Annotated in this window: 23 protein-coding genes; 6 read left to right on the top strand and 17 right to left on the bottom strand. The window is 66.3% G+C overall.

The features are described 5' to 3' along the window. Positions 1–88: 88 nt before the first annotated feature. The 14 genes from DEA06_RS14805 to DEA06_RS14740 all read right to left on the bottom strand — a co-directional run bounded on the left by DEA06_RS14805 (position 89) and on the right by DEA06_RS14740 (position 13168). Complete coding sequence (locus DEA06_RS14805; RefSeq protein ID WP_116648771.1) at positions 89–1090, bottom strand: hypothetical protein; 1002 nt, start codon at positions 1088–1090, stop codon at positions 89–91. A gap of 2 nt (positions 1091–1092) precedes the next feature. Next, positions 1093–1353 carry a hypothetical protein gene (locus tag DEA06_RS14800; protein ID WP_116648770.1) on the bottom strand — a complete coding sequence of 87 codons (261 nt, stop codon included), beginning with the start codon at positions 1351–1353 and terminating at the stop codon, positions 1093–1095. A gap of 20 nt (positions 1354–1373) precedes the next feature. Then, positions 1374–1781 carry a DUF4913 domain-containing protein gene (locus DEA06_RS14795; RefSeq protein ID WP_240606974.1) on the bottom strand — a complete coding sequence of 136 codons (408 nt, stop codon included), beginning with the start codon at positions 1779–1781 and terminating at the stop codon, positions 1374–1376. Continuing rightward, positions 1778–3553, bottom strand: a complete 1776-nt coding sequence (locus tag DEA06_RS14790; RefSeq protein WP_116648769.1) for a TraM recognition domain-containing protein — start codon at positions 3551–3553, stop codon at positions 1778–1780. Before DEA06_RS14790 ends, DEA06_RS14795 begins: the two co-directional genes overlap by 4 nt. Next, entirely contained in the window at positions 3550–5211 is a 1662-nt protein-coding gene (locus tag DEA06_RS14785) for an ATP/GTP-binding protein (RefSeq protein WP_240606973.1), read from the bottom strand. The genes DEA06_RS14790 and DEA06_RS14785 overlap by 4 nt, the downstream gene beginning before the upstream one ends. Then, positions 5211–6722, bottom strand: coding sequence for an SCO6880 family protein (locus DEA06_RS14780; protein WP_205781300.1), 1512 nt, complete (start codon positions 6720–6722; stop codon positions 5211–5213). The genes DEA06_RS14785 and DEA06_RS14780 overlap by 1 nt, the downstream gene beginning before the upstream one ends. A gap of 20 nt (positions 6723–6742) precedes the next feature. After that, a complete protein-coding gene (locus DEA06_RS14775) occupies positions 6743–8191 on the bottom strand; it encodes a hypothetical protein (RefSeq protein ID WP_116648768.1) in 1449 nt (482 codons plus the stop codon). Positions 8192–8334: 143 nt separating this feature from the next. Further along, complete coding sequence (locus tag DEA06_RS14770) at positions 8335–9069, bottom strand: hypothetical protein (RefSeq protein WP_116648767.1); 735 nt, start codon at positions 9067–9069, stop codon at positions 8335–8337. A gap of 21 nt (positions 9070–9090) precedes the next feature. Further along, a complete protein-coding gene (locus DEA06_RS14765) occupies positions 9091–9381 on the bottom strand; it encodes a TrbC/VirB2 family protein (RefSeq protein WP_205781298.1) in 291 nt (96 codons plus the stop codon). A gap of 11 nt (positions 9382–9392) precedes the next feature. Continuing rightward, the gene (locus DEA06_RS14760; protein ID WP_116648766.1) at positions 9393–10013 is read right to left on the bottom strand and encodes a DUF6668 family protein; all 621 of its coding nucleotides are present in this window, start codon (positions 10011–10013) and stop codon (positions 9393–9395) included. Between the two features lie 65 nt (positions 10014–10078). Continuing rightward, positions 10079–11167 carry an alpha/beta fold hydrolase gene (locus DEA06_RS14755; protein WP_165818036.1) on the bottom strand — a complete coding sequence of 363 codons (1089 nt, stop codon included), beginning with the start codon at positions 11165–11167 and terminating at the stop codon, positions 10079–10081. A 44-nt stretch (positions 11168–11211) separates the two neighbouring features. Then, positions 11212–12132, bottom strand: a complete 921-nt coding sequence (locus tag DEA06_RS14750) for a hypothetical protein (protein WP_133241798.1) — start codon at positions 12130–12132, stop codon at positions 11212–11214. After that, on the bottom strand, positions 12129–12590 hold the full coding sequence (locus tag DEA06_RS14745; protein WP_133241797.1) for a hypothetical protein: 462 nt from the start codon (positions 12588–12590) through the stop codon (positions 12129–12131). The genes DEA06_RS14750 and DEA06_RS14745 overlap by 4 nt, the downstream gene beginning before the upstream one ends. A 20-nt stretch (positions 12591–12610) precedes the next feature. After that, positions 12611–13168 (bottom strand): hypothetical protein, encoded by a 558-nt coding sequence (locus tag DEA06_RS14740; RefSeq protein ID WP_116648762.1) that lies wholly within the window; start codon positions 13166–13168, stop codon positions 12611–12613. A gap of 331 nt (positions 13169–13499) precedes the next feature. Here DEA06_RS14740 and DEA06_RS14735 point away from each other — a divergent pair, with 331 nt between their 5' ends. From DEA06_RS14735 to DEA06_RS14725, 3 genes are read left to right on the top strand one after another with little or no spacing between them, the layout of a single operon-like run. After that, complete coding sequence (locus DEA06_RS14735; protein ID WP_133241796.1) at positions 13500–14072, top strand: hypothetical protein; 573 nt, start codon at positions 13500–13502, stop codon at positions 14070–14072. 3 nt (positions 14073–14075) lie between these two features. Continuing rightward, positions 14076–15200, top strand: a complete 1125-nt coding sequence (locus tag DEA06_RS14730; protein WP_116648760.1) for a M23 family metallopeptidase — start codon at positions 14076–14078, stop codon at positions 15198–15200. Beyond that, entirely contained in the window at positions 15197–16090 is an 894-nt protein-coding gene (locus DEA06_RS14725; RefSeq protein ID WP_116648759.1) for an FHA domain-containing protein, read from the top strand. Before DEA06_RS14730 ends, DEA06_RS14725 begins: the two co-directional genes overlap by 4 nt. Positions 16091–16110: 20 nt before the next feature. Here DEA06_RS14725 and DEA06_RS16930 read toward each other — a convergent pair whose 3' ends face one another. Beyond that, positions 16111–16242, bottom strand: a complete 132-nt coding sequence (locus DEA06_RS16930; protein ID WP_276308368.1) for a hypothetical protein — start codon at positions 16240–16242, stop codon at positions 16111–16113. A gap of 258 nt (positions 16243–16500) precedes the next feature. Here DEA06_RS16930 and DEA06_RS14715 point away from each other — a divergent pair, with 258 nt between their 5' ends. The 3 genes from DEA06_RS14715 (at position 16501) to DEA06_RS14705 (ending at position 19443) form a co-directional block, all read left to right on the top strand. After that, positions 16501–16803, top strand: a complete 303-nt coding sequence (locus DEA06_RS14715; RefSeq protein WP_133241795.1) for a hypothetical protein — start codon at positions 16501–16503, stop codon at positions 16801–16803. A 282-nt stretch (positions 16804–17085) separates the two neighbouring features. Next, positions 17086–17325 (top strand): hypothetical protein, encoded by a 240-nt coding sequence (locus DEA06_RS14710; RefSeq protein WP_116648756.1) that lies wholly within the window; start codon positions 17086–17088, stop codon positions 17323–17325. Between the two features lie 168 nt (positions 17326–17493). Continuing rightward, positions 17494–19443: a helix-turn-helix domain-containing protein gene (locus DEA06_RS14705; RefSeq protein WP_165818035.1), complete on the top strand. Its 1950-nt coding sequence runs from the start codon at positions 17494–17496 to the stop codon at positions 19441–19443. A gap of 21 nt (positions 19444–19464) precedes the next feature. On the opposite strand, the gene DEA06_RS14700 is transcribed toward DEA06_RS14705, so the two are convergent. Next, positions 19465–20112, bottom strand: a complete 648-nt coding sequence (locus tag DEA06_RS14700) for a hypothetical protein (RefSeq protein ID WP_116648754.1) — start codon at positions 20110–20112, stop codon at positions 19465–19467. Then, positions 20112–20831 carry a ParA family protein gene (locus tag DEA06_RS14695; RefSeq protein ID WP_240606972.1) on the bottom strand — a complete coding sequence of 240 codons (720 nt, stop codon included), beginning with the start codon at positions 20829–20831 and terminating at the stop codon, positions 20112–20114. The genes DEA06_RS14700 and DEA06_RS14695 overlap by 1 nt, the downstream gene beginning before the upstream one ends. Positions 20832–21527 lie beyond the last annotated feature (696 nt).

The raw sequence follows: 21527 nt of genomic DNA, 5'->3' as shown, positions 1-21527 counted from the left end.
CCCCCCCCCCCCCCCCCCCCCCCCCCCCCCCCCCCCCCCCCCCCCCCCCCCCCCCCCCCCCCCCCCCCCCCCCCCCCCTAGAGAAGGTTCAGCGGCTGCGGCCGAGATCTCGCGGATCATGCGTTGTTCCACGGCGTCGACGGGACGGCTCGGAGGGCTTGCGCGGCGTTCCGGGCACGGGGCGGCCGAGGCCGGCAGTTGCCCGCCACACCGCCTCGAGCGCGCGACGGTTCACTTCGTCGTCGATCGCCAGCGGTGCAGCGCCGCGGAGCGTGCGGGCGGTGGAGTCCATGCGCACCTCTTCGCGGAGACGGTCACCGTGCTTCGCGTGATACTTCTCGAGGCGCTGGGGGAAGCGCTCGAGCGCTGCGGCTCGCTGCTTGCCGAGGCGTGAGCGGCGTTGCCACTCGGCAACGAGCTCAGGCGGGGTGGACTGGTATTGAGCGAGGATGCGCCGTCGTTCGTCGGGGCCGCGGAGGCGAGTGAAGAACGCCGTGGCCGCCTGGTCGTTGCGTATGCGTTCGGCGACCTTCGTGCGACGGACCCGCTTACCCGGCAGGCCGAGGGCTTTCAGCCGGCGGTCGCGTCGACGGGCGTCACGGTTGGACGCGAGCGTGCGTTCGTACACGGCGGGGTTCTGCGAGCGGTAGTCGCGCTGGTACGCGGTCAGCTGGTCGCGGTTTTGTTGCTGCCAGCGTTGTGCTGCGGCCGCTGTGCGCTCTGGATTGCGTTCCCGGTAGTCACGTGCCGCCGCGGTGCGGGCCTCGCGGTTGCGGGCGGCGTAGGCGCGCTCTGATGCCTTCACACGCTCGGGGTGCCGTTCTCGGTACCTCTGCCGCTGCGCGCGGGTCTTCTCGGGGTTCTCCACGGCCCAGCGTTTCGCCCGCTGACGGGCCTTCACCCGCCGCTCCTGTGCGGCGTGGAGCCTCAGTTTGCGGCGCTTCTCCGCGTCGCGCTTCTGCTCGAGGATGCGGGGGCGGTGCTGCTGCTCGTACTCGGCGCGGTAGTTCGGGTTCGCGGCGACCCAGCGCACGCGCGCATCCCGCGCACGTGCGCGGCGCTCGTCATCGGACGCGTCCGAGGCGGTCACGGCTATTCAGCGTCAGGGGCGAGATCCATCACGGCGGCGAACAGCGCCGACCGGTGCGCGGTGGGATCAACAACGGCCAGGCCGACAAGCTCGGTGAGGGATGCTTGGGCGGTGTCGGAGACCGCGCCGAGAGGCTCCATGCACCAGGTGACGTCGTCGCTGAGACGGTACTCCGGATCGTCGACCTGCACCTCGGGGTAGTACATCATTGCCACCATCCCGACGCGCTGCAGCGCGTCGTTGGCGTCCTCGCGAGTGATCATCGGTTCTCCTTTTTCGTGAGTCATTGGAGGCGCATGTCTGGAAACAAGCCGTCAGGCGGGGGCTCGTACGGCAGCGGCTCGCCGTGCTTGTTCGTGTCTTCGGACTTCGCGAATGGGCCGGTAGGGCTCATGAGGATGGGCATGTGGTGGTCGGCGTGCTCCGCCCACCAGGTGCTCGAGCCCGTCGCGGCATCCTGTCGTAGGTGCTCCCAGGCGCGCCAGATCGCCTCGAGGCGGGCGACGGCTTCGGGCGATTCCCACCAGCGTGCAGCCCAGCGGAACTCGGCGCTGGCGCCCACCTTGCGGGCGTACATGTAACGCAGCCGCTCGCGGAAGAATTCGTCGGCGGAGCCGTAGAACAGCTGGGGGATCTCTTCGACGTCGTCCTCGAGGTCGTCGTCGTCGCGGAAGCCATCGAACTCACTCACCGCTCCCCCTCGGGGTGGTCAGCGATAGCCGTGGCGGTCGGAGCCGCCGCGGTGCGCGCTGCGGGGTCATGGGCCGCGATCGACGCCTTTACGGCGTCGGCGTACGGTCCCTTCATCCAGGGGACGGTCTCGACGAGGGTGGCCGGCGCTCCGGATGCGAACACAATCGCGCGGCCGCGTGGAAGCGAGCCCAGGTCGGCAACGTCCATAGTGCGCTCTCGCTGAATGCCGTGAGAGGTGGAGCGGTTGCCGCGGCCGACGCTCGTCGACGTCGTGCGGCGGTCGTAGTCGCCGATCATCTGCGAGAGCTCGTTGAGAAACTCCGGCTCTTTGACACCGCCACCGTAGACGGCGATGTTCGACGCCGACCAGAGCTTGCGCATTCCTTCCCGGCCCCACACCTGAACGCCCTGCGACCACGACTGCAGGATCGTCATGAGCACGATCCCGCGAGAGCCGTAGTGCGAGTAGAGGTCGGGGAGGTCGTGCCAGCGGCACACATTGGCGGCTTCATCGAGCACGCCGAGCATGGGGATGGACAGACGTCCGCCGGCTTGGGTCGTAGCGAGCTCCTCGGCCGCCTCCACGGTCGCCGCGGTCAGCGCGGTCACCAGCGGGCCCGCGGTGCCCCGGCCCTCCTTGGAGAGCGAGTACAGCGTGCCAGAGCCCCGCACAAACGCGTGGGGATCGAACTGCGGGCGAGGGTCAGATGCGCCGTCCCGTCCTTGGGGCGTCACCCACTCGGCGATGGCGCGGACCTTCAAGCACGACGCCATCTGCGCGGCGGTCCCGTAGACGCTGTCGCGTCGTCGGGACTCACCGTTCACCTGGCCGTCGACGGCATCCGCCATTTGGTGATAGCCGTGGTCGCGGAGGATCTCGACCGGTGTGTCGTCTCCGGGGCGCGTGGTCCAGGTGAACGCCGTGGTTATCGGGCGGCCGTCGAGCGCCGCGGCGAGCAGGAAGCCGGCCAGGAGATCCTGACCGGCGTTGTCGAAGTAGGGATCGGCGCGGGCGTCCCCGGCGCGTGAGCCGGAGGCGAAGTGGGCGGCGAGCTTGGCCGCCTTGGTGTCGTCGGTGACGTAGCTCAGCGGGTTCCACCACCAGGTCGCGGCCTCGAGCGCGATCTGCTGCGGGTCGAAGGCCCACACGGGCCCCTTCGCGGCGCGAACGTCGCGCGTGGCGTCGAGCACGTCGCGCTTGTTCGAGGTCGTGAGAACGGCGCCGGGAGCAGACAGAATCGCCGGGATTGCCCGGCTCGTGCTTTTTCCTGTCCGGGGGCCCCAGATATCGACGTGCATGTCCTCAGGCGAGCCGTAGAGGCGCTGGCGACCGGCGACGGTGACACCGATCGGGACGCCGAGCCAGTCGTCGACGCCGAGGCGCTGCGCGGTCTGACGAGCCCCTGTGGCCGACAGTGAGCGCAGCTGCTTGCCCTTGCCCATGTGGGTGGCGGCGCCGTCGACGGCGCTGCGGCGTCGACGAGCACGCACGATCGCCACCGCGGCGAGGATCCCCAGCGCGAGGACAATCGCAACGAGCCCCAGGAGAATCCACGTCGCGGAAGGCGGCCACACGACGGTGCCGCGGATCACCCCGAAGAACACCTCATAGGGGTCGCCCGTGCGGCCCTCGTTGAGTCCGTCGAGCCGTGAGCCGAGGGCGACGGCGGCCCAGGTGCTGCCCAGCACGGCCAGAACGAGGAGCACCGCGACGAGGAGCGCGATCGTGGACGGCTCGATGCCCTGTCCGCGCTTGTTGGTGGCGCTCATGCGGCGCCCGCATCCTCGATAAGTGCTGCGCCGTCGGTCTCGACGGCGAACTCGTGTGCGGTGTGCTCGGCGTCCTCGAGGCCAATCATCGGGTTTGACTCGTCCGGTTCGGGGAACGCCGTGGTGGCATGCCAGAGCTTGTTGGTGTCGTTAATCGCCCGCTCGGCTTCGACGAGCTCGACCTTGATCGGGAGGCCGGGGTGCCCGCCGACCTTGATGAGGAACTTGCCGCGCCCGGGCGGTTCGGAGCCGGGGCCGGTGTCCCAGGTTCCGGGGTCCTGCCAGGAGGTGAGCAACTCCTGCTCGGCGCGCGAGAGCGGCACAGCACTGGTGAGCATGCCCATCTCAGCGTTCGGGAGCCCGCCGCACACGACCATGCCGGCGCGCTCAACGAAGCCGCGCGCCTTCATCCGATCCTCTTCGCTGGGGAGGGCGAGAAGGTCGCTCATGGTGTGGGAGATCATCGCGAGGCCGACGCCTCGCTGGCGGTTCAGGCGCGTGAGCGCGTCAACGCGGTCGACCATGCCTCGCCCGGCGCGCAGCGCCCGCCACAGCTCGTCGAGGATGACGAAGTAGTGACGCCGGGGCTCGAGCCCGGCGTCGGCCAGCGCGTTCGCGACGTTGACGGTGCCGAAACCGGCGGACCAGCATGCGAGCAGGATCGCGGCCTGAAGGTCGGTGTCGGAATCGTCGATCGAGGAGACGTCGTAGACGACGGGACGGTCACGCTGCATCGCCACGGTGGTCGGGTGAGCGAACGTCTCCCCCAGCCGCCCTCCGGTGGTGAGACTGATCAGCGAGGCCTCGAGGTTCTCGGTGATCGCCTTGTACCGCTCGTCGTTGCCGCGGTCCAGGGCAACGTCACGGATCTCCTGGGGTGCCTCCTGAATGACGCGCAGAAGATCCCCGAGGACGGGAACGCCCTCATGGTGCTCGTCGAGCACCCGCAGCGCCCGGTCGATGATCGACTCCTCCCGGTCCGTCGGGGGTTCCTTCCGGAGGATCGTCAACAGGGCGGACACCATCGTGTGCCGGCGCCCGTGGGCGTCGGCGAGGACCTGGATGCGCTCTTTCTCCTTGCCGGCGGCTCGAAGGCGCTCAGCGGCCTCGTACGCCTCGCCGGGGTCGAGAATGTTCAGATTCCCTCGGCCGCGGCCGAGGGTGATCACCTGGCCACCGAGGGCCTTGATCATGTCGACGTAGTCGGGCTTGAGATCCCCGAGCACCAACGGCAGGGTGCCGAGACCCGCGAGCCCCGCTGCGGTGCGGCGGGTGTAGGTCGACTTGCCGAGGCCGGGCAAGCCCAGCACGAACATCGACGGGTTGGAGATCAGGTCGGCGTCCTGGAACCAGCTGACGGGATCGGCGCAGACGGTCGCACCAGTGAACAGCTGCAGCCCCATCGGAACGCCGATCATCGGGGTTCCCGTGCCGATGGAGAACGGGTGCAGTCCGCAGACCTGCACCGTGGTTCCACGCCACTCCTCGACGGGGTCGATCACCGATGCCTCGCCTCGAGCACGGCCGAGCCAGCCACGCGGGCCCGGGATACGCAGGGAAGGCTTCTTCTCCCGCTCCGCGCGCGTGGGCTTCTCGCGGGGCAGTTCCCGGGGCTTGCGCTTCTGGGCGCGGCGGCGATGGTCGTCGAGTGAAGGCATTACAGCTGCTCCCTTACCTCAGCGGGCATCCGGAGATGCTTCGGCAGGACCAGGCCCAACGGCAGCGCCGCGGCGAAAGCCGAGTCCTGAGAACCGTGCACGACGCGCAGCCGAAGCCGCGCCGTGGCAGAGAGGCTATCGATCGCGGCTTTCGCGTCCGCCTCCTGGGAGGCGTCGAGCACCGTGGCGGTCACGAGGATGCCGAAGTTCACCAGGCCCGCGCCGGACGATTCTTCTTGCTCCGTCGCGAGAGCCGCTCGAGCATCCGTCATGTTGCGGGCGGTCGGGCGGTTCGATGACGTCAGGTTGAAGCTCGCCGCGCGCACATCGGCCTGAACGATCGCGGCCGCTTTCGCCGGGTCGATCGGCCGATACAGGAGCGTCACCCGCTTGCGGGCGACGTCCCGGTGCGGAGCCAGCAACCGCGAGAGGACGCTGGAGGGGACGTTGCCTCGAGGTGCTCCGCTCATCATCCACGTCACTGACAGAGCCGAGTCATGCCGGTAGGTGTCCCAGCCCGCTTGATGAGCGGTCGGGCCGACCTCAGGCCAGTAGAGCTCGGGCGGTTCGCCGGCGGCGTTGGCCTCGTCGATCAGGCGCGCTGCAGCCGGGTCGTACGCGACCCGGATGACCTCGCACACCTGTTGTGCGCTGAGAGGGCGCGAGGTGCCGGCACCCGTGGCGGTGAGGCCCTGGGTGATGCCGGGGAGGCGCGACGCGAGTTCGCGGCCCATCTCCTCGGGCGTGCGGCGACGTCCGCCCGGTCGAGCGGAAGCGTTGAAGGTGATCGCCACGAATGCCTTGATGGTGGCGGAGCCCGCGGGGTAGCGGTCGACCAGGTCGCCGAGGAGTTGCTTGGCGAACTCCGGTGCATTCCGGTCGATGCGGCCGGAGATCTCGCGCCGAAGACGGGTACCTGTGTCGGGCGCTGTCTCGATCGTGACGGACACCGACTCGATACCGGGCTCATCGCCGAGACTCTTGAGCCAGTGGCCCCACTCGGCGACCCAGGCGTCGATCTGCTCGCCGTCGACGAGTGCTGCGCCGTCCGGCTCCGTGCCAATAACGACGGTGAAATCCGAGGTGGAAGGCACCTGGAGCAGGGCGAACGGTCGGCTGTAGCTGTCTTGCCACTCCGTGAGGCGCGAGCCGGCGGCGAGGCCGGGCAGCTGCGCTGTGCCCCACTCCGCACGGCCGAGGGGCCCGGAGCGGTAGATGTGCGTGCCCTTCGCTTTTGTGAACATCCATCCCACCCTTGTTGTGGCCCGTCGTAGCAGGCTCAGTCCGTGCTTGTCTTTGGCGGCCACCGTCAGTAGGAAGAGCCCGAAGACGAGACCCGTGAGTGCGCCGTTGCCGATGTTTGAGAACATCGTGACGACAACGGCGAATCCGGCGCCGGCGAAGAGGATCGCCGTCCCCAGGGCGCTCAGCCCGAGCAATCCCACCGTCTTCGGTTTGGTCCAGTTGCCGTAGCTGCGCGGCGTGTAGTCGCGAGTCTCGTTGGTTCTCATCGTCATCACGGAGCCCCCATCTACTTCGAGCCGCGAGGGCCGTTGGCCGAGTCATCGGCCGCGGACTGCACGGCTCCCTTGGCGGCGTTGGCCGCGCCTTTCGCTGCGTCCCCGGCGATCTTTGCGCCGATCACGACAGGGGCGGCCGGACCAGCTGCAGCCGCTCCGCCGGCGGCTGCGCCGCTGCCGGCAGCTGCGCCACCCGTGGCCGCTCCCCCACCGGCCGCAACGCCGCCCGCAGCAGCACCACCTCCACCGCCACCAGCACCCACGGGAGCCAGGCGGGAGGCGGTCGCGCCGCCCCCGCCCGAGCTCGCACCACTGGGGGCGACATTCACGCCGCCGCCTCCACCACCGCCACCGTTCGAGGCTCCGCCGCCGCCAGATGACCGGCGGATCGCGCCCGTGGCCATTTCGCCGACCGCCGCACCGGCAGCGCCGGCGAGGGCCATGCCACCTGAGCCGCCGCCCGCGACAGCACCCGTCATCGGTGCCACGAAGCGCAGTAGCGCAGGAAGAGCCACCAGTGCCATAAGCATCAGCGCGAGACCAGTGAGGATCGACCAGAGGCCGCCACCGTCGTCCTGGAAAGCGTCAGTGCCGATGAGTTGGAAGGCCGCGGCGTATATCAGCGCGGCCGCCGGTTTGTAGAGCACGAACGCGATGGTCCAACCGACGATGCGGCTGAACCACTGCTTGCCCATCTGCGTGTTGGTGAAGCTCGCTGCGAGCGGAAGCACGCCCGCGAGGATTACGAGGAGGCCGCCACGGACGACCATCAGCGCGACTTGGACGAAGGTCATGAGAAGCGCGATTGCGCCGAGGATCAGCACGCCGATGATTCCGATGGGAGAGGTGACGCTGAGCGCGATCATCGCTGAGACGTTTGTTCCGAAGCACTGTGATGCGCCTCCGACCGAGACGTCGCAGTCGGTGGCGTTGTTGAGCACCCAGATCGAGAAGGCGTCGGCTGCGGTGACGGCCAGCGTGAGGATTGCCAGGCCGGCGCCTGAGACGACGATGAGGGTGAGGAGTGACTGAATCAGATCCTTGCCGGGCTGCGCGCGTTGCTCCCAGGCCATGCGGATGCCTCCGATGACGACGGAGAGAATCGCGAGACCACCCACGTAGAACCACAACGAGTTCTGAAGGTAGCCGACCGCCGACGACGATCCTCCGGGCGCGTTCGCACTCAGCAAGCCGCCGACGATCGACGAGGCCCCCGAGAGGAGAATGACCGCGACGAACACCACGCCCAGGGCTCCGAGGCTCCGGAGTCCCTCGCCGCGGCGTATGCGCAGCGCGATGAGCGCCCCGAGCCCGATAAGGGAGAGGACGGCAATGGCCAGTCCGATGTACGTGATGTAGCTGAGGATCGTGGTGAAGGCTTCGCTTCCGGGCGGCGTACCTCCGCCGGTTGTCGAGCCGTCCCCGGCCGTCAGGATCGGGGTTGGTACGGAAACCCACATGCTCCCCATGCTTGCGACCGCTTTGCCATAGCCCTCCATGACGCGATTTGTGAGTTCCTGAATCGCGTCGTTCGACGCTTGAGAGACGACATCGCCAATGCCTTCTCCGACGTTGCAGACGATGTCACCAGGAGCGCATGCCATTACGCGCCGCCCCAGGGCGTATAGCCGCCAAGGTTTTCGAGCTGGCTTGGGGCGAGAGGTGGCTTGCCGCTGTCAGTGAGAATCATCTTCCAGTCGCCGCCTTCCCACTCGAGCCGCAGAGGGAGACTCACCAACCCGGTCGTGCTGTAATCGAGAGCAAGGTCGATCGTTGCCGAGTCGCCGCTGTATGAGGCGATTTTGTAACCGGTCACTTGAGCGCGCTGAGCGTTCGTGGACGGTGCCCCGCCAGCGGCGGCGATCTGCGTCGCTAGGGCGTCCCTTCCGGGCCCGGTGGCGACAAGGCCGGGCAACTGGGGCGCGAGCGTGGCGTCGGTTCCGACGGCCGTGTAGTTCACTGCGGCGAAGAGGGCCCCTTCGGCCGTGTGCGCGTAGCAATTCCGGAAGCCGTTGTTCTCAACTACGCCCGGCCCTGCGTCATCCGACAGCGGCGCCGCCACCGTGCCTACGAGCTCCCATTCGTTGGTGGGCGGCGCGTCCAGGGAGCTCCCCTCTTCGTAGCCGTCGAGTCCGCACACGCTCGGATCGGGGTCGCTTGCGTCGGTCGAGCTGGAAACACTCGTGGTCGGCGTCGGCTCAGCCTCTTCGTCGTTGCCGCCGGCCAGAAGAGACGCGATGATCGCGACGGCTCCGAGAAGCACGATCGCCCCCACGGCGATCGCGGCGATGACGAAGCGTCTCCGGCGAAACGGGCCAGCCGATTCAGCGTTGCTCATCTGTCAGTCCTCTCGAGGAGCTCAAGCGCCGGAAATGAAGCCGACGAGGCTCGTCGCGCCGCCGATGATGATGACGCCGACAAGGATCGCCACGAAGGTGCCAATGTGCTGGCCGGCTTCGCCGCGACGAGAATTGAACATGAACATCACGGCCACCGCGATCAAGGCGAGGATCGCCGCGATGAGGCCGACCCACTTGGCCCACCCGAGGATTGTCGTTACCGCGTCGAAGCCGGGAGGGGCCACCGGCGCGGGGTCGGGTAGGGCTGCCATGAAGTTGACCGCTTCCGCGGCGAGGAGCTGTGGCGACATGAGGTGTCCTTTCAGTTGTGAGCGGAGCTGCTTGTAGTCAGTTGCAGATCCGCCAGCAGTGCACGGAACTCTCTGGGGAGGGAAGTGAAAGCTTCGACCGGCCCGAGACGCCAGGTCTGAACCCACGGGAGCGTCCACACCCGCGGCACGCCTCCGCTGATCACCTGTTGGAGGTCTCGTAGCGGTTTGGGAAGGCGGCCGGGAGCGTCGGCGACCAGCACTAGACCGCCGAGCTGCACGCCGTCGCCGAGCGCGCCCGATGCCCATTCCGTCGCAGCGCGCTGCGCCGCGGTAAGGCCACCCCAGTTGGTGCGCGCGACGAGAACCACGCGGTGCACGGTGCCGGCAGTGTCAGGTATTGGCCATCCGTGCTGCGCCGGCCGACTGCCGGCGGTGAGGGCAGCGAGCGTCGACTCGCCCGCTCCCCCATGCACTCCCAGCCACCATACGGTTGCCTGCCACGCTTGCAGGTACCGCGGCAGGCGGTCGGCCGTGTCGGGCACCGCGACTCCCGCCTGCGGCGCGACCGAACCAATCCGCGCTTGTTCCTTCCGTGTGGAGGGAGGTGCAACGTCGGGTTGCGGATCGGGGCTTTGCTCCGGGCCGGTCAACCAGGGATTGGCGCTCGTCATTACCCCAGTATGCCAAGCACATCCGTAATTACAACCTAGGGCGGATCCTGAATACGAGCACTAGCTCACCGCGCGACGAGTTTCTTGAGCCAGGTTGTGATGCTGTGGTTGAACAGTTCAAGGTTCTGGTTCGGCTCGTTGCAATGGCCCGTAGTGGAGAACTCGACGAGCTGCGCCTCGGGGTGGCTTGCGACAAAGTCCGCGGAGCCCGAGAACGGGACTACCGGGTCGTAGCGGCTGTGGAGGATGAGAGTAGGCAGCGTTACTGTGCCGCGACGGCCGTCGATCCAGTTAAGCGATCTTGCGTCGACCGGCTCAGCGAGGTGGAGCGCCTTCGCGCCGATGGGACTGCCGAGCACATGGAGCGCTGCGGCGGCGACGGTGCTGGGTAGATGGGCGGCGCTGGTGGCGTTGGTGACAACGCGCGACCATTGGACCGCGGGCGCTACCAGGATAAGGCCGACGACGCGGTCCTTGACTGACGAGTCCTCCAGCGCAAGGAGTGCGATGGTGGCGCCCATCGACCACGCAACGAGGACGATCTCCTTGGCGCCCTGGGAAACCGCGTACAGCAGTGCGTCTTCGACGTCGACCCATTCACTCGTCCCGAGCGAGGATGGGCGGCCTTCGGCAGGGAGACGCTCGTCGTCGCCGGCATACGAAACGACTAAGGATGTCCAGCCCGCGTCGACGGTGGCTGGGGTGGAGCGCAGGGCGCCGAACCGGCTCGAGCGGAGGCCGTGTATGTGAATCGTCCAGCGGCCGCCGACTGCTGTGTCCGGCCGGATCTGCCACGCCTCCGCGGTGTCGCCCAACGTAAGGGGGACTGCCACCGTCGTCGAAGTTCCGACCTGGTCGGGTGAGGGGATGTACTGGGAGCTCCAAACCCCAGTGGTGCTCTCGTCGCCCGCGCTGTTGGTACGGAAGACGAGAGCACGCGTCACTTGGCCGTTGTCCGAGTGCAGTACGTCGCCTACGGCAACGTGCGCGCCATTGCTCAGCCAGATCCCGTACCGGCCCGGCTGGACCGTGTCTTCAGAGGTCGGGATCACGACCGTGTCTCCGACAATTCGGACGGGAACGGCCAGCTTGCTGCTCCGTGGTGCGATGACGCGCCGTGCGACGTATCCGCCGACCGCGAGGTTAACGGCCACAAGGCTGGCAACCGTAGCGCCGGCTGCGATAGCAATGGATCGAATCAAGTATGTGCTCCGGTCGCTGGGCGGGTCAGATAGGCGTCGACTTGGCTGAGAAGGGCGCGCTCCTCGTTGCCGAGGGGCTCGGATCGTGCGATCGCGTTATCCTCGATACCGACCCTGAGCGAATACAACCGGTCTTCAGCCGACCCTTGCGCAGGCATCACTGCGAAGTCCGTGATGTCGCGACCCTGGGCGACCGCCTCGAGGCGGGCCTGGAGCTTTTCACCACGGAGCCTGACGCGGCGGGTTGCGCCCCACGCGGCCATGGCGCCGCCGACAAGGCCAAGTACGCCCAAGTAGAAAAACGGATCAAAGAGGGCCGTCACGGTCGGGATGGGATCCCCGAACCTCGTGAGCGTCAGGTCGACCACTTCCGTTGCACATGCGATGACGATGGCAATCGCACCCACGCGAAAGAAGCGTTTGGGGGTGGGCCATGCTGCGCGTGCGGAACGGAAGAGCAGAAGCCCGATGAGGGCAATGCCGACCATGTGCACGACTCCGTACAGCCAGATTGACATCGACGCGTCGGCGCCGACTTCCACGAATTGGAACGACGTCGCGCCGCGTTCGGGGATCAGCACAAAGGCGAGAGTGAACACACCAGCGAGGATGGTCGGCGGGCCCCAAGGGAGTGTCCGAATCCGAGCCTGAGCGGGCGCCGTCCCGACCTGGATCCCCAGCCACAATGCGATCATCGTCAAGACGTTCTGTACGAGTTTTAGGACGTTCGATCCGCCCAGCAGACCATCGAGGTACTCGAGCGGGATGACGGTGCCCTGCGTGAGCAAAGCGAGCGAACCCAGGAAAGCGGCAAGCCACGCTATGCGCGCGCGGGGCTGGCGGAATGCAAGTGTGGCCCGGGCGACGACCACGGTGAGGAGGCCGACAAGAGCGGCGTCGATCAGAAGGACTGTCACCACGACAATTCGGCGACGCGAGGGCTGGTGTACATCATCCGGGCTATGCGGTGAGCGACGTACTCGGCAACAAGCTCAGCCTCGAGCTGGGGCTTGGTGAGCGCATCGTTGATCCCCGCGGGAATCGACGACCGTTCGTGCAGCGCGCCCGTGCAGTGCACATCATCGAGCAGATGACCCAGCTCATGGCACGCAGCGAATTGACTGTAGAGCGGTGAGTCAGAGGCTCGGACGTGGACGTGGCTCTCCCGGCGGTCTGGGTAGTAGGTGAGGTACCCGGTAAGGGTTCCCCACCCCGACGTGTCAGTTTCAGGGACGACCGAAAGCCGGAAGTCGAGGGCGTCTTCGACTGCACCGATGACTTCAGAGAAGGTCATTCCCTGCCGAAGTTGTGCACGAGAAAGTGCGCGATCGCCGCGCCGCGCCACGTTGGCGAGGACTTCGTCCGTGATGTTCACCCTCAAGCCTCTCTACGTCGCTAAGAAGACGTGCCGGCTCTTGCCCGCAGGGAACTAGCGATCGCGCGAAGCGCGTCGGGAGACATCTCTCCGACAGCGCGAAACTGAATTCTGCTCGCGCCAACCTCCCTCATGACGGCGCGGAGCTCCAGCTCCGCATCGGTGCGATCGGCAACGGCTGCTTCAGTCGGGTCCGCGAGATAAGCGGGGTGGACGTCGGCCCATTGCGCGATCGCCTTCAGCATTCCCTCCGGTACGACCGAAGTCGATGCCGTGGAGGTCAGCAACTCCTGCGCGCTGATGGCGAATCCAGGGTCAATGTCGCGAAGGTGAGCGAGGAGGGCTGCCTCATCTGCGGCCTGCTCATCTAGAAGCCGACGCACGCGAGACGCGACCACCGCCGCGGGCACGCGAATTTCACTGCTAGGGGCGGGGTCTGGGGTGGCCAGATCTGCAGGGGTCACCTTCAGGGCCGCGGCCAGTGCCTCGATGTCGTTCGTGTTGTATGGCAGCTGAAATCCAGCGCGGGACTGGTAGTAACTCTTGGTGAGGCCGGCGCGGCTGATGAGATCGCCCACAGTGAGGCCCGCCTCCCTACGGAGACGGTCAATATTTGCCGCCACAAGTCGGGAGTACCGAGAGGGCGGTCCGGCAGCGCCACGACCCACACCGTAATCGTAGACGACTGCCGTTGGCTTCGCCGAAGATCCTATATACGTCGCGGCGGGTGGTGCTATTTACCATGAGACATGGTTGTATAAAACTGTGCATGCCGAGCTTCACGATGTCGCCTAGTGCTCGCCAGGCGCCGCACTGGCGCCTTGCGCGCGCGGTGCCTGTAAGCGCCGCGTCAGGCCCTAGCCCGGTTTAGGGCAGGGCTAGGGTCTGACCGAAAGTTGGAAATCTCGTATGGATGAATACAGTCAGGAGTTTTTCGCTCCTCGCGAGCGTCCTCGGCTCGGCCTGAACCGCATGCGCGCCGCCGCTCCGCCTGTTCTACTCATGCTCGCTTTCACTCTTACCGGGTGCGCCAGCAGCAGCAACGAGCCGATACCCGTGTACACATCCACCCGGCCATCGATGGCGGCGACACCCACGACCCCGGTGAATCCTTCTCCACCCTTCGACGATGAGACTGTCGAGCCCGTCCCAGAGGCGACCGAAAACAGTCAGAGCGCGGCGATCGTGGCTGCCGAACGGGCCGTGACTGCGTTCGCCCGGCCGGACCTCAGGTACGACGCATGGATTGCGGGGCTGTACCCGCAACTCACCCAGGCAGGTGCGACCGCGTATGAGGACACCGACCCGGCTAACGTCCCGGTGCGCCAGGTGACGGGCCCCGGAACGATCCTGCCGGCGTCGACGGAGGTCGCTCTGATCGTGCAGGTTCCCACCGACGCCGGGCCGTACAACATCAGCATGAGCCGCCCCGGCCCGGACGCGCCGTGGCTGGCCGACCGCATCCGACCGGCGGACGGATAGGGCATGGCTGAGGGTAGCTCCAAGACCGGACCGATTCTCGTCGCCGTCCCCCTCGTCGTCATCGCAAGCGTCTTCGCCCTAGTGCTCCTGTTCATGACCGGCGCCGGTTCCGCGGCCGCGTGCGTCGGCGGCGCCGGCAGTGTCGACCCCGAAAAGGTCCCCCAGGAGCCCGTCGCCAGCTACTCCGGCGACCAGCTCTCTAACGCGGCGATAATCATGAACGCCGCTGTTCCGCTCGGTCTCGACCGGCAGGCCCAGGTCATCGGCGTGATGACCGCTATGGGTGAGAGCTCGCTCCGCAACATCGGTTACGGCGATGACATCAACGGCGTCACCAACCCGGACGGCTCGCCCACGTGCTCGCTCGGCCTCTTCCAGCAACAGTGGTGCATGGGCAGCTGGGGTACCCGCGACCAGGTGATGGACCCGACCTACGCCGCCACCCAGTTCTTCACTCGCCTCGCCGCGATCCCTGAGTGGCAGACCCTCAAGCCCACCATCGCCGCGCACAAGGTCCAGCGCAACGCCGACCCGTTCCACTATGAGCGCTTCCTCGACGCGGCCGACCAGGTCGTCACCGCCCTCGCCGGCGACGGCACCGCCTCCGGCGGATGCGCGGCCACCGGGGAAGTCGTCTACCCCCTGAGCCCCGGCTACAACATGACGAGCGACTACGGCCCCCGCCCGGTCACGATCCCGGGCGCATCATCGTGGCACCCCGCCGTAGACCTGCAGCACTGGCCGAACCCCTGCGGCGACCAGATCTACTCCATCAGCGACGGCACCGTCACCTACATCGGCGGCATCCAGGTCACCATCAAAGCCCCCGACGGATGGAGCGCCTCATACCTCCACGTCACCCTGAGCGACGTTTCGGTCGCCGTAGGAGACCCGATCACTGCGGGGCAGCCGATTGCCCTCGTCGGCAACGAGGGCGTCTCTGGCGGATGCCACCTCGACCTCCGCATCAACAAAGAGGGCACCGCCGACAGTGCGATCGCCGGCCTTACCGCCGGCGAAGACCTCGGCGGCCCTCCGAGCACGCACGGCTTCGTGAACCCGGTGGACTTCTACAAAGCCTTCGGTATGGAGATCTGTCCCCCCGACTCGTGCCGGATGCCTGGATGAGCATTCCCCCGGTCCCCTCGTACCCCGTCATCTACGTCAACGTCGCACCTGACGGGAGCGGCCACCTCAACGTCGCCGGGCAGCACCACGACTACCCCGTCGGCTCCCCCGAGTACACGCGGCGCGCTGTCACCGCGTTCGCTACCGAACTCGCCGTCGAGCTGCGCCGTCCCGTGCGCATGCAAATCACCGACTCACACGGCCGGTGGCTGGTCGCCGTTCACCCGAGCGGGACCATCACCGACCTCGAGCCGGTCGCGGAGAAACCGCGACGCGCCCGCAAGAGAGACGTGGCCACGCCGGCGGCCCACCCACACTCCCCCAGCGCCGCCAACAAACCGTCAGCCCACCCGGCGCCCTCCCCGCCCGCATACCGGAGCCCCACCCGAGATGTCTCGCCTGTGGCCACCCACCATTTCCTACCGCCCGCGATGACTTGCGAGTCGAGCTTCGACGCTGACCCAACTTCACTTGACGACGTGTTGGAGCGGACCCGGCTGTCGGAGCGGAAGATCCCGCCCCATCCATCAACGCTCGGGGCGACCCTCACGTTCAGCACCGGCCACATTGCCCACATTCCCCCGGGCGGCGCTCTCGTCGGTCGACGGCCCAGCGCCGAACCGGGCGAACAGGTCGAACTGACCGCCGTTGACGATCAGGCCAGAAGCGTCTCTCGCACCCACCTTCGGCTCCATTGGGAGCGCGCAAGCCTCTGGGCGACCGACCGCGCGTCCTCCAACGGCACCCGGATTGGGCGTGCGCAAGAACCCCCACGAGGCCTCACTCCGTGGCAGCCGTTCCAGCTTCATGACGGCGACGTCGTTGAGCTGGGCGACGTGTACGCCGTCGTCGCCATCCAGGCATCAAATCCCGGGATGGACCGCCAATGACCTGACGATCAAGCCGTGCATCAGTCGCGGGTCTCCGCCTGCAGCTCCCCCAGAAAAACGCTGAAAGCCGACTCCGCTGCCGCTCGGTCCTCGAACTCGCTCAACGAAACCCGCTGCAACGGCATGCCATCCATCTTCAGTTCGACGCTCAAGGAGACAACACTGCTCACTCGAAAGACGGCCTGGACACTCACCAAGTGGTCGGCGTTGACCCACAACGTCGGCGTCCCACTCGCATCTCGCACAGGAAGTAGACGCATGGCCGCCACCATACTGCCGCGCCGCCCCACGTACGACAATGAGCACCGATCCGAAACCATCGCACGTCAGCAGTGGATTTCTATTTCCGTAACCGCAACACGCCGGGCCGTTACCGTAATCGAAAACCTAGGCACCCCATGATTGGGCTCATGGGAAGACCACGTAAGGGCGACCGGGTTCCAATCGCCGCCAAACCCGAGCGGCCGCTCGCTGAAGTTATTCAGCGCAACGCAACGCTGCTGGGCTTGAGCTATGGCGACTACCTCGTCTATATCGCGGCAAACGCCTTAGACATGCCCGAGCATGCTCCCCAGCCCACAAAGTCGCTTGACACGCTCGAAGGCATGCGCCCGGAAAGCTCCCCCACGAGCATCCCGCTGCCGTTCACCGCAGCCGGTGGCATCACAAGAATCGTTAACGCAGAAGAGCTGCGCCACAGAATCGCCAGCTAACGAAAGAGGCCCCGCTCTCTCGAACGGGGCCTCATAGGAATTTCGCCGGACCTCAGCGACCAAACCTCGGTCCGGATTACCCACAAACATTGCCTGCCAGGAGGTGTCTTTATGCTACCCGAAACCCAGCGAGAGCGGGCGCTATCTGTGATGCGTCCCCGCGTGTCGTCGTCTGCCAGCATCACTTTTTCGCGCTCCGTGCGAGCCGCGGAATTGCGGGTCTCGCATGGACCTAAGCGCGCCTGGTCAGTTAACGGAACATGCACCACTAACGTGGCGGGTATGCCAGCAAAACGACTTCCGCGCGGTACGCGCCAGCGACCTGTCCGAGTCAGCTGGCTCATAGAAGAGCGCAGCAAGGAACGGCTTGAGAAGCTCGCCGACCACGCTGGCGTATCGGCTGCCGTCTTCCTCGAGCGGGTCATCGACCACCTCGGCGAAGACCTCACAGACCGCGGCCTCCCCACCTGGTGGCCGACGCCGGAACTCAAGGACGGAGAGCTCGACATGCCGCCCGAGTAAATGCATCAGGCCCGGCACTTTGGCGAGTGACGGGCCTGGAAGCAGGAGTGCTCAATCCGACTGGAAGTTTGGCGACTGGTTGTCGGGTCGAGCGGAGTAACTATGAACCCCTTTGGCGAGGGGCCTTTGTTGTGCCCTCGAGAGGAGGACGATCTGATGATAACGCGCATGAGCGCGGATTCGAGAGCATTGACGCTCGACAACGCCACCGGCGTGTCGCCCTACTCTCTGGAAGAGACATGGGCCATCACCCGTCGCCTCTCCCCCCGAGCCAACGTCCGCGTCGCGGCACGCGACGCCTCCGGAGAGATCCTCAACGAATACGACCGGCTGTGGCCGGTGAACGAAGCGCCGCCATCAACGACGTGGGCCATGCTCCTGGCCGACGACGACCTCCGCTTCAAGTTCCTCTGCTTCGACTTCGACGTGTCCAACGGGAACGTCCTTCGAGACTCCGCCAAGCTGGTCCACTGGCTTGAGCAACTGAACACCCCCCACTTGCTCTGCATCTCCGGCCCCACAGGCGGCCGCCACGTCTGGGTGCACCTCGAAGAACCGGCGGACGCCGAACGCGTGCTTCTGCTTGCAAAGCTCGCCAAACAACTCCTGCCCTCCCTCGACATCCAGCCCATGACGAACGCAGCCGCCGGCTGCGTCCGCCCGCCATACGCCCCGCACCGCCACGGCGGATACTCCCACCCGCAAGGCGACCTCCGCTTCCTCACCGAGCAAGAAGCAGCCCCAGAGACCGTCGACCACCTCATAGAGGTATTCGTCGACGCAGGAGCCGAACTCACCGCCCCCACAACCGCGCTCCCCCATGGCGTCATCGAAGACGACAACGGCCACCCGCGGATTCGCGGCCCCAAGCGACGTCTCAGCCAGCGAATGGAGGACCTACTCTACGGGCCCGCTGGCGACGACCCGTCATACACCCTTGCGCGCATCCTCATCGCCTGTGCCAACGTCCGCTGGTCCTACAGCGACGTCAGCGAACACCTAAACAGCACCGAAAGCTTCGAGCACGCGCGCACCAAACGCCGCGGCGCCGGACGTGTCTCCCGCACCCCGGCGCAGACGGAAAAAGTACTCACCGCCTTATGGCGGTACGCCGTGAACTTTTGCGCCGCCAACCCGCTCCCCGACACCGGCGACGACTCCGACTTCCGCGAACGAATGGCCAACGTCACCGAGGCCGTGGAACGCGCGCTCACCCGCGCAGAGACACTCCCCGGGCTCTGGGCGACACACAACGGCCGCGTGGGTGGAACGCACAGCCAACGAGCCGTCCTCGACGCGCTCTGTCTCTACATGCTCCAAAGCGCGCAGCACGTTGTGGAAGCCGACGTCCGCCGGCTCTCAGCCGATACGGGGTACGGGCGGACCACCGTCCACGCCGCGCTCACAGCGCTCAGCACGGAGAACACTAGCCAGCCCTGGATCGAAAGAGTCGGGATCGCCGAAGGCGTGCACGGCCAACAATTCCGACTCCACCCCAGGTTCTCCACAGAGAAAGAGTCACAAGACCGGACACAAGCGCGTATGCGCGCCTACCCCCAGGCCCTCGCCTCCACCCAACGACTGCTTCGGGAAATTGCTGAGCGACTTGAGCTACTTGCACACGATGTCTTCGCTGCACCCCACAGCTTGGGACGCAGCGCAGGTCTGATCTACAAGCTCCTCCCCCATCGGGGAACTGCAAGCACCATGCAACTTGCTCAGCGCAGCGGAATCTCCCCTCAACAGTTGCGACAAAAGGTACAACGGCTCGTGCAAGCCGGGTTAGTCACTCGAGTGGAGGGTGGGTGGCAACGAGAGCCCCCTACCAGCCGTGATTTCGCTGCCCGGAGGCTGGCGGTGGACGGGTATCTCAAGTTGCGTCGGGAGCGTTACGAATCGGAGCGAGTCCGTTGGGCGTGGTGGTTGGCGGAGATCACCTGGATGGAAACAAAGGGAAAACGTCGGCGCGGGAAAAAGCCGACACCCTGGGCAAACCCTACCGACCGACCGGAGTTCGCTGCCTACCCGCGCGGACCCGGTGGCCGCGGCGACCACCGCAAGGCAATCGAGCTGGTCAAGGCCGGGTACCTTGACCAAGGGCTGGCACTGGCCGCGTAAGTCTCAGTGGCAACGATGTGGTCAGCCGTTTGGCAGGTATGCATCCAGTGCGACGCAGATCATAAAGTTGCGGGACGGTGCTCCCACCTCGGCGGTGATGGCGTTGAGGGTCTCTCTGTTTTTCTCAGTCATCCTGACGGTGTGAGTCTCGCGTGCCTCACGGCCGCCGAGGCTCACCGGCAACGCCGCCGAGCGCTCGAACAGCGAGCTCGGTTGTGAGTCAAGCTCAACGTCGAGTGCTTTGGCCACCAGCGTGGGAAGGTCGGCGTACACGCTCTCCACGGCGTCCAAAACGATGCGGTGATAGCTGTGACGTGCACTGTTCCGAAAAGACACAAGGCGCTCGTGCAGCTCCATGCCCACGTCGATACCCATGGCAGCGTTGGCCGGCTCGCTCGAAACCGAGGGGTGCGGTGCCCGCTTGCCGCTCGTGCCCACCGTCCGTCGTGGCGCACGCGCGGGTTGCCCCGCAGAATGTTCGGGGTTAGCGATGTCCGAAGGCGCGACGGCGGGGGTCACCGGCGGCGATACAACGGCCGTCGGCGGGTCTTCCACCACCTGAAGCGACGTAGGCGTCGATCCCTCCAGCTGTGTCTCGGGCACCGGCTCATCAACCGGGGTCACCCTGCTCGCCATCTTCTCCGCCATAGAAATCCGCTTGGTCGCCATCAGGCCACCTGGTCCTTCCGTGCCCAAAGGTTCATCAACTCGAGCGACACCGAGGTGTAATCGCTGATCGCCGCACGGCTCTGGCGCGTGTCGGTGTACTGCGTAATCACGGTCCCCTCGAGCGGCATGTTCTTCATGACGGCCGCCTGACGGATGTAGTTCCTAAACCGCGGCATACCCGTGACCCCGTCGAAGAAAGATCCCGTGTCCAGCAGAGCCTGAAACGCCTCAAGCTGCGCGCGTCCATCTCGCGGATCAACCCGGTTCATAAGAACCCGATAAGGAATGTCCCGAGGTAGGACAAACTGCTGAAGCGTTCGCTGGACGGGCTTTAGTTCCATGAAGGACGGCGTCAGTGGTGCGATGACGAAATCGGTGACATCCAACACCGCGTTCAACACGTCCGTGTCTGCGAGAGATCCGGGGGTGTCGACAATGACCACGTCATACTCCAGCTCTCTCATCCTGGAAAGCATGGCCGGGTCCGTCTCCGACGTGAAGTCAAAGGGGAGGTCCTCCCCCGCCGCCTCCGCCCAGTCCGTCGCGGTCAACTGCGGGTCAACATCAACGACTGCCACAGACGATGCTCGCGACATGCAGGCGGCGAGATTCATGGCAGTGGTGGTCTTACCAAGCCCGCCTTTTTGCCCAATCACTGACAGGACTCGCATCTTGGTCTCCATTGCAAGGTCGCGTGCAGGGTTGCTGCGATCTTGCACGCAACCAGGTTGGCCCGCGGGTTGCGGTCGTCATTTCGCACCCCACCTCACCTACCGACCTAAGTATCCCCCGGGACCAGCAGCACCTTTGTGGTGACACGCCGCCGAAAGGTATGAGGAACGCTGGCGGGGCATCGACGTTATAACCGCGGGACGAAGGGGATAGGCATACGTCACAACGGTTGCATGCTTGCTATCCGCAGATAGCTTGTCGGTGCCGAGCCGACAACGCGGCGGCGGTGGGCCACTGGATGGCCTGCATTCTGCCGCCGTTACGGTGACGAAACGCAACCGTGGCACATCCGTTATGCGCACACCGCGTTGGCGGGCCGCTGGCGGGGTTGCGCGCAACCTTGCTCCAAACCTTGCACTTGGGCACTCCATCCTCAGCAGAAGCGACTGGGGGAAGCGAACAGGAGAGCACAGGAGCACACCTCGAGTAGGCCTCCAGTGAGCGTAGCCAGTTCACCTGATCGGGGACCGCAATTGTAGCCACCAGCTAGCACGTCCCGGGTGTACTAACGCGACCGCGGGGACTCGGCCGGGGACTCGGCCGGGGACAAAGGCCGTGCCGTTGAGACGTTCGGACCGCCGGCGCACCGGCACGCATGAGAAGCCTCGACGCGGCCCTGCTAACGGGACTGATTCTTTGACCTTTCCGGCAGTCGGAGAATACGTCGCGTCCACTCCCGGCCA

The sequence above is a fragment of the Microbacterium sp. Gd 4-13 genome (genome assembly GCF_003095395.1).
Taxonomy (GTDB): Bacteria; Actinomycetota; Actinomycetes; order Actinomycetales; family Microbacteriaceae; genus Microbacterium.
This window is presented reverse-complemented; position numbering and strand designations above follow the sequence as displayed.

Bases quoted from the DNA above. Each gene is read 5' to 3' on its own strand.
- DEA06_RS14785 (WP_240606973.1), bottom strand. From the start codon at position 5,211: ATGCCTTCACTCGACGACCATCGCCGCCGCGCCCAGAAGCGCAAGCCC.
- DEA06_RS14710 (WP_116648756.1), top strand. From the start codon at position 17,086: ATGCCAGCAAAACGACTTCCGCGCGGTACGCGCCAGCGACCTGTCCGA.
- DEA06_RS14780 (WP_205781300.1), bottom strand. From the start codon at position 6,722: ATGAGAACCAACGAGACTCGCGACTACACGCCGCGCAGCTACGGCAAC.
- DEA06_RS14730 (WP_116648760.1), top strand. From the start codon at position 14,076: ATGGCTGAGGGTAGCTCCAAGACCGGACCGATTCTCGTCGCCGTCCCC.
- DEA06_RS14800 (WP_116648770.1), bottom strand. From the start codon at position 1,353: ATGATCACTCGCGAGGACGCCAACGACGCGCTGCAGCGCGTCGGGATG.
- DEA06_RS14790 (WP_116648769.1), bottom strand. From the start codon at position 3,553: ATGAGCGCCACCAACAAGCGCGGACAGGGCATCGAGCCGTCCACGATC.
- DEA06_RS14770 (WP_116648767.1), bottom strand. From the start codon at position 9,069: ATGAGCAACGCTGAATCGGCTGGCCCGTTTCGCCGGAGACGCTTCGTC.
- DEA06_RS14760 (WP_116648766.1), bottom strand. From the start codon at position 10,013: ATGACGAGCGCCAATCCCTGGTTGACCGGCCCGGAGCAAAGCCCCGAT.
- DEA06_RS14735 (WP_133241796.1), top strand. From the start codon at position 13,500: ATGGATGAATACAGTCAGGAGTTTTTCGCTCCTCGCGAGCGTCCTCGG.
- DEA06_RS14775 (WP_116648768.1), bottom strand. From the start codon at position 8,191: ATGTGGGTTTCCGTACCAACCCCGATCCTGACGGCCGGGGACGGCTCG.
- DEA06_RS14765 (WP_205781298.1), bottom strand. From the start codon at position 9,381: ATGTCGCCACAGCTCCTCGCCGCGGAAGCGGTCAACTTCATGGCAGCC.
- DEA06_RS14700 (WP_116648754.1), bottom strand. From the start codon at position 20,112: ATGGCGACCAAGCGGATTTCTATGGCGGAGAAGATGGCGAGCAGGGTG.
- DEA06_RS14725 (WP_116648759.1), top strand. From the start codon at position 15,197: ATGAGCATTCCCCCGGTCCCCTCGTACCCCGTCATCTACGTCAACGTC.
- DEA06_RS14715 (WP_133241795.1), top strand. From the start codon at position 16,501: ATGGGAAGACCACGTAAGGGCGACCGGGTTCCAATCGCCGCCAAACCC.
- DEA06_RS14705 (WP_165818035.1), top strand. From the start codon at position 17,494: ATGAGCGCGGATTCGAGAGCATTGACGCTCGACAACGCCACCGGCGTG.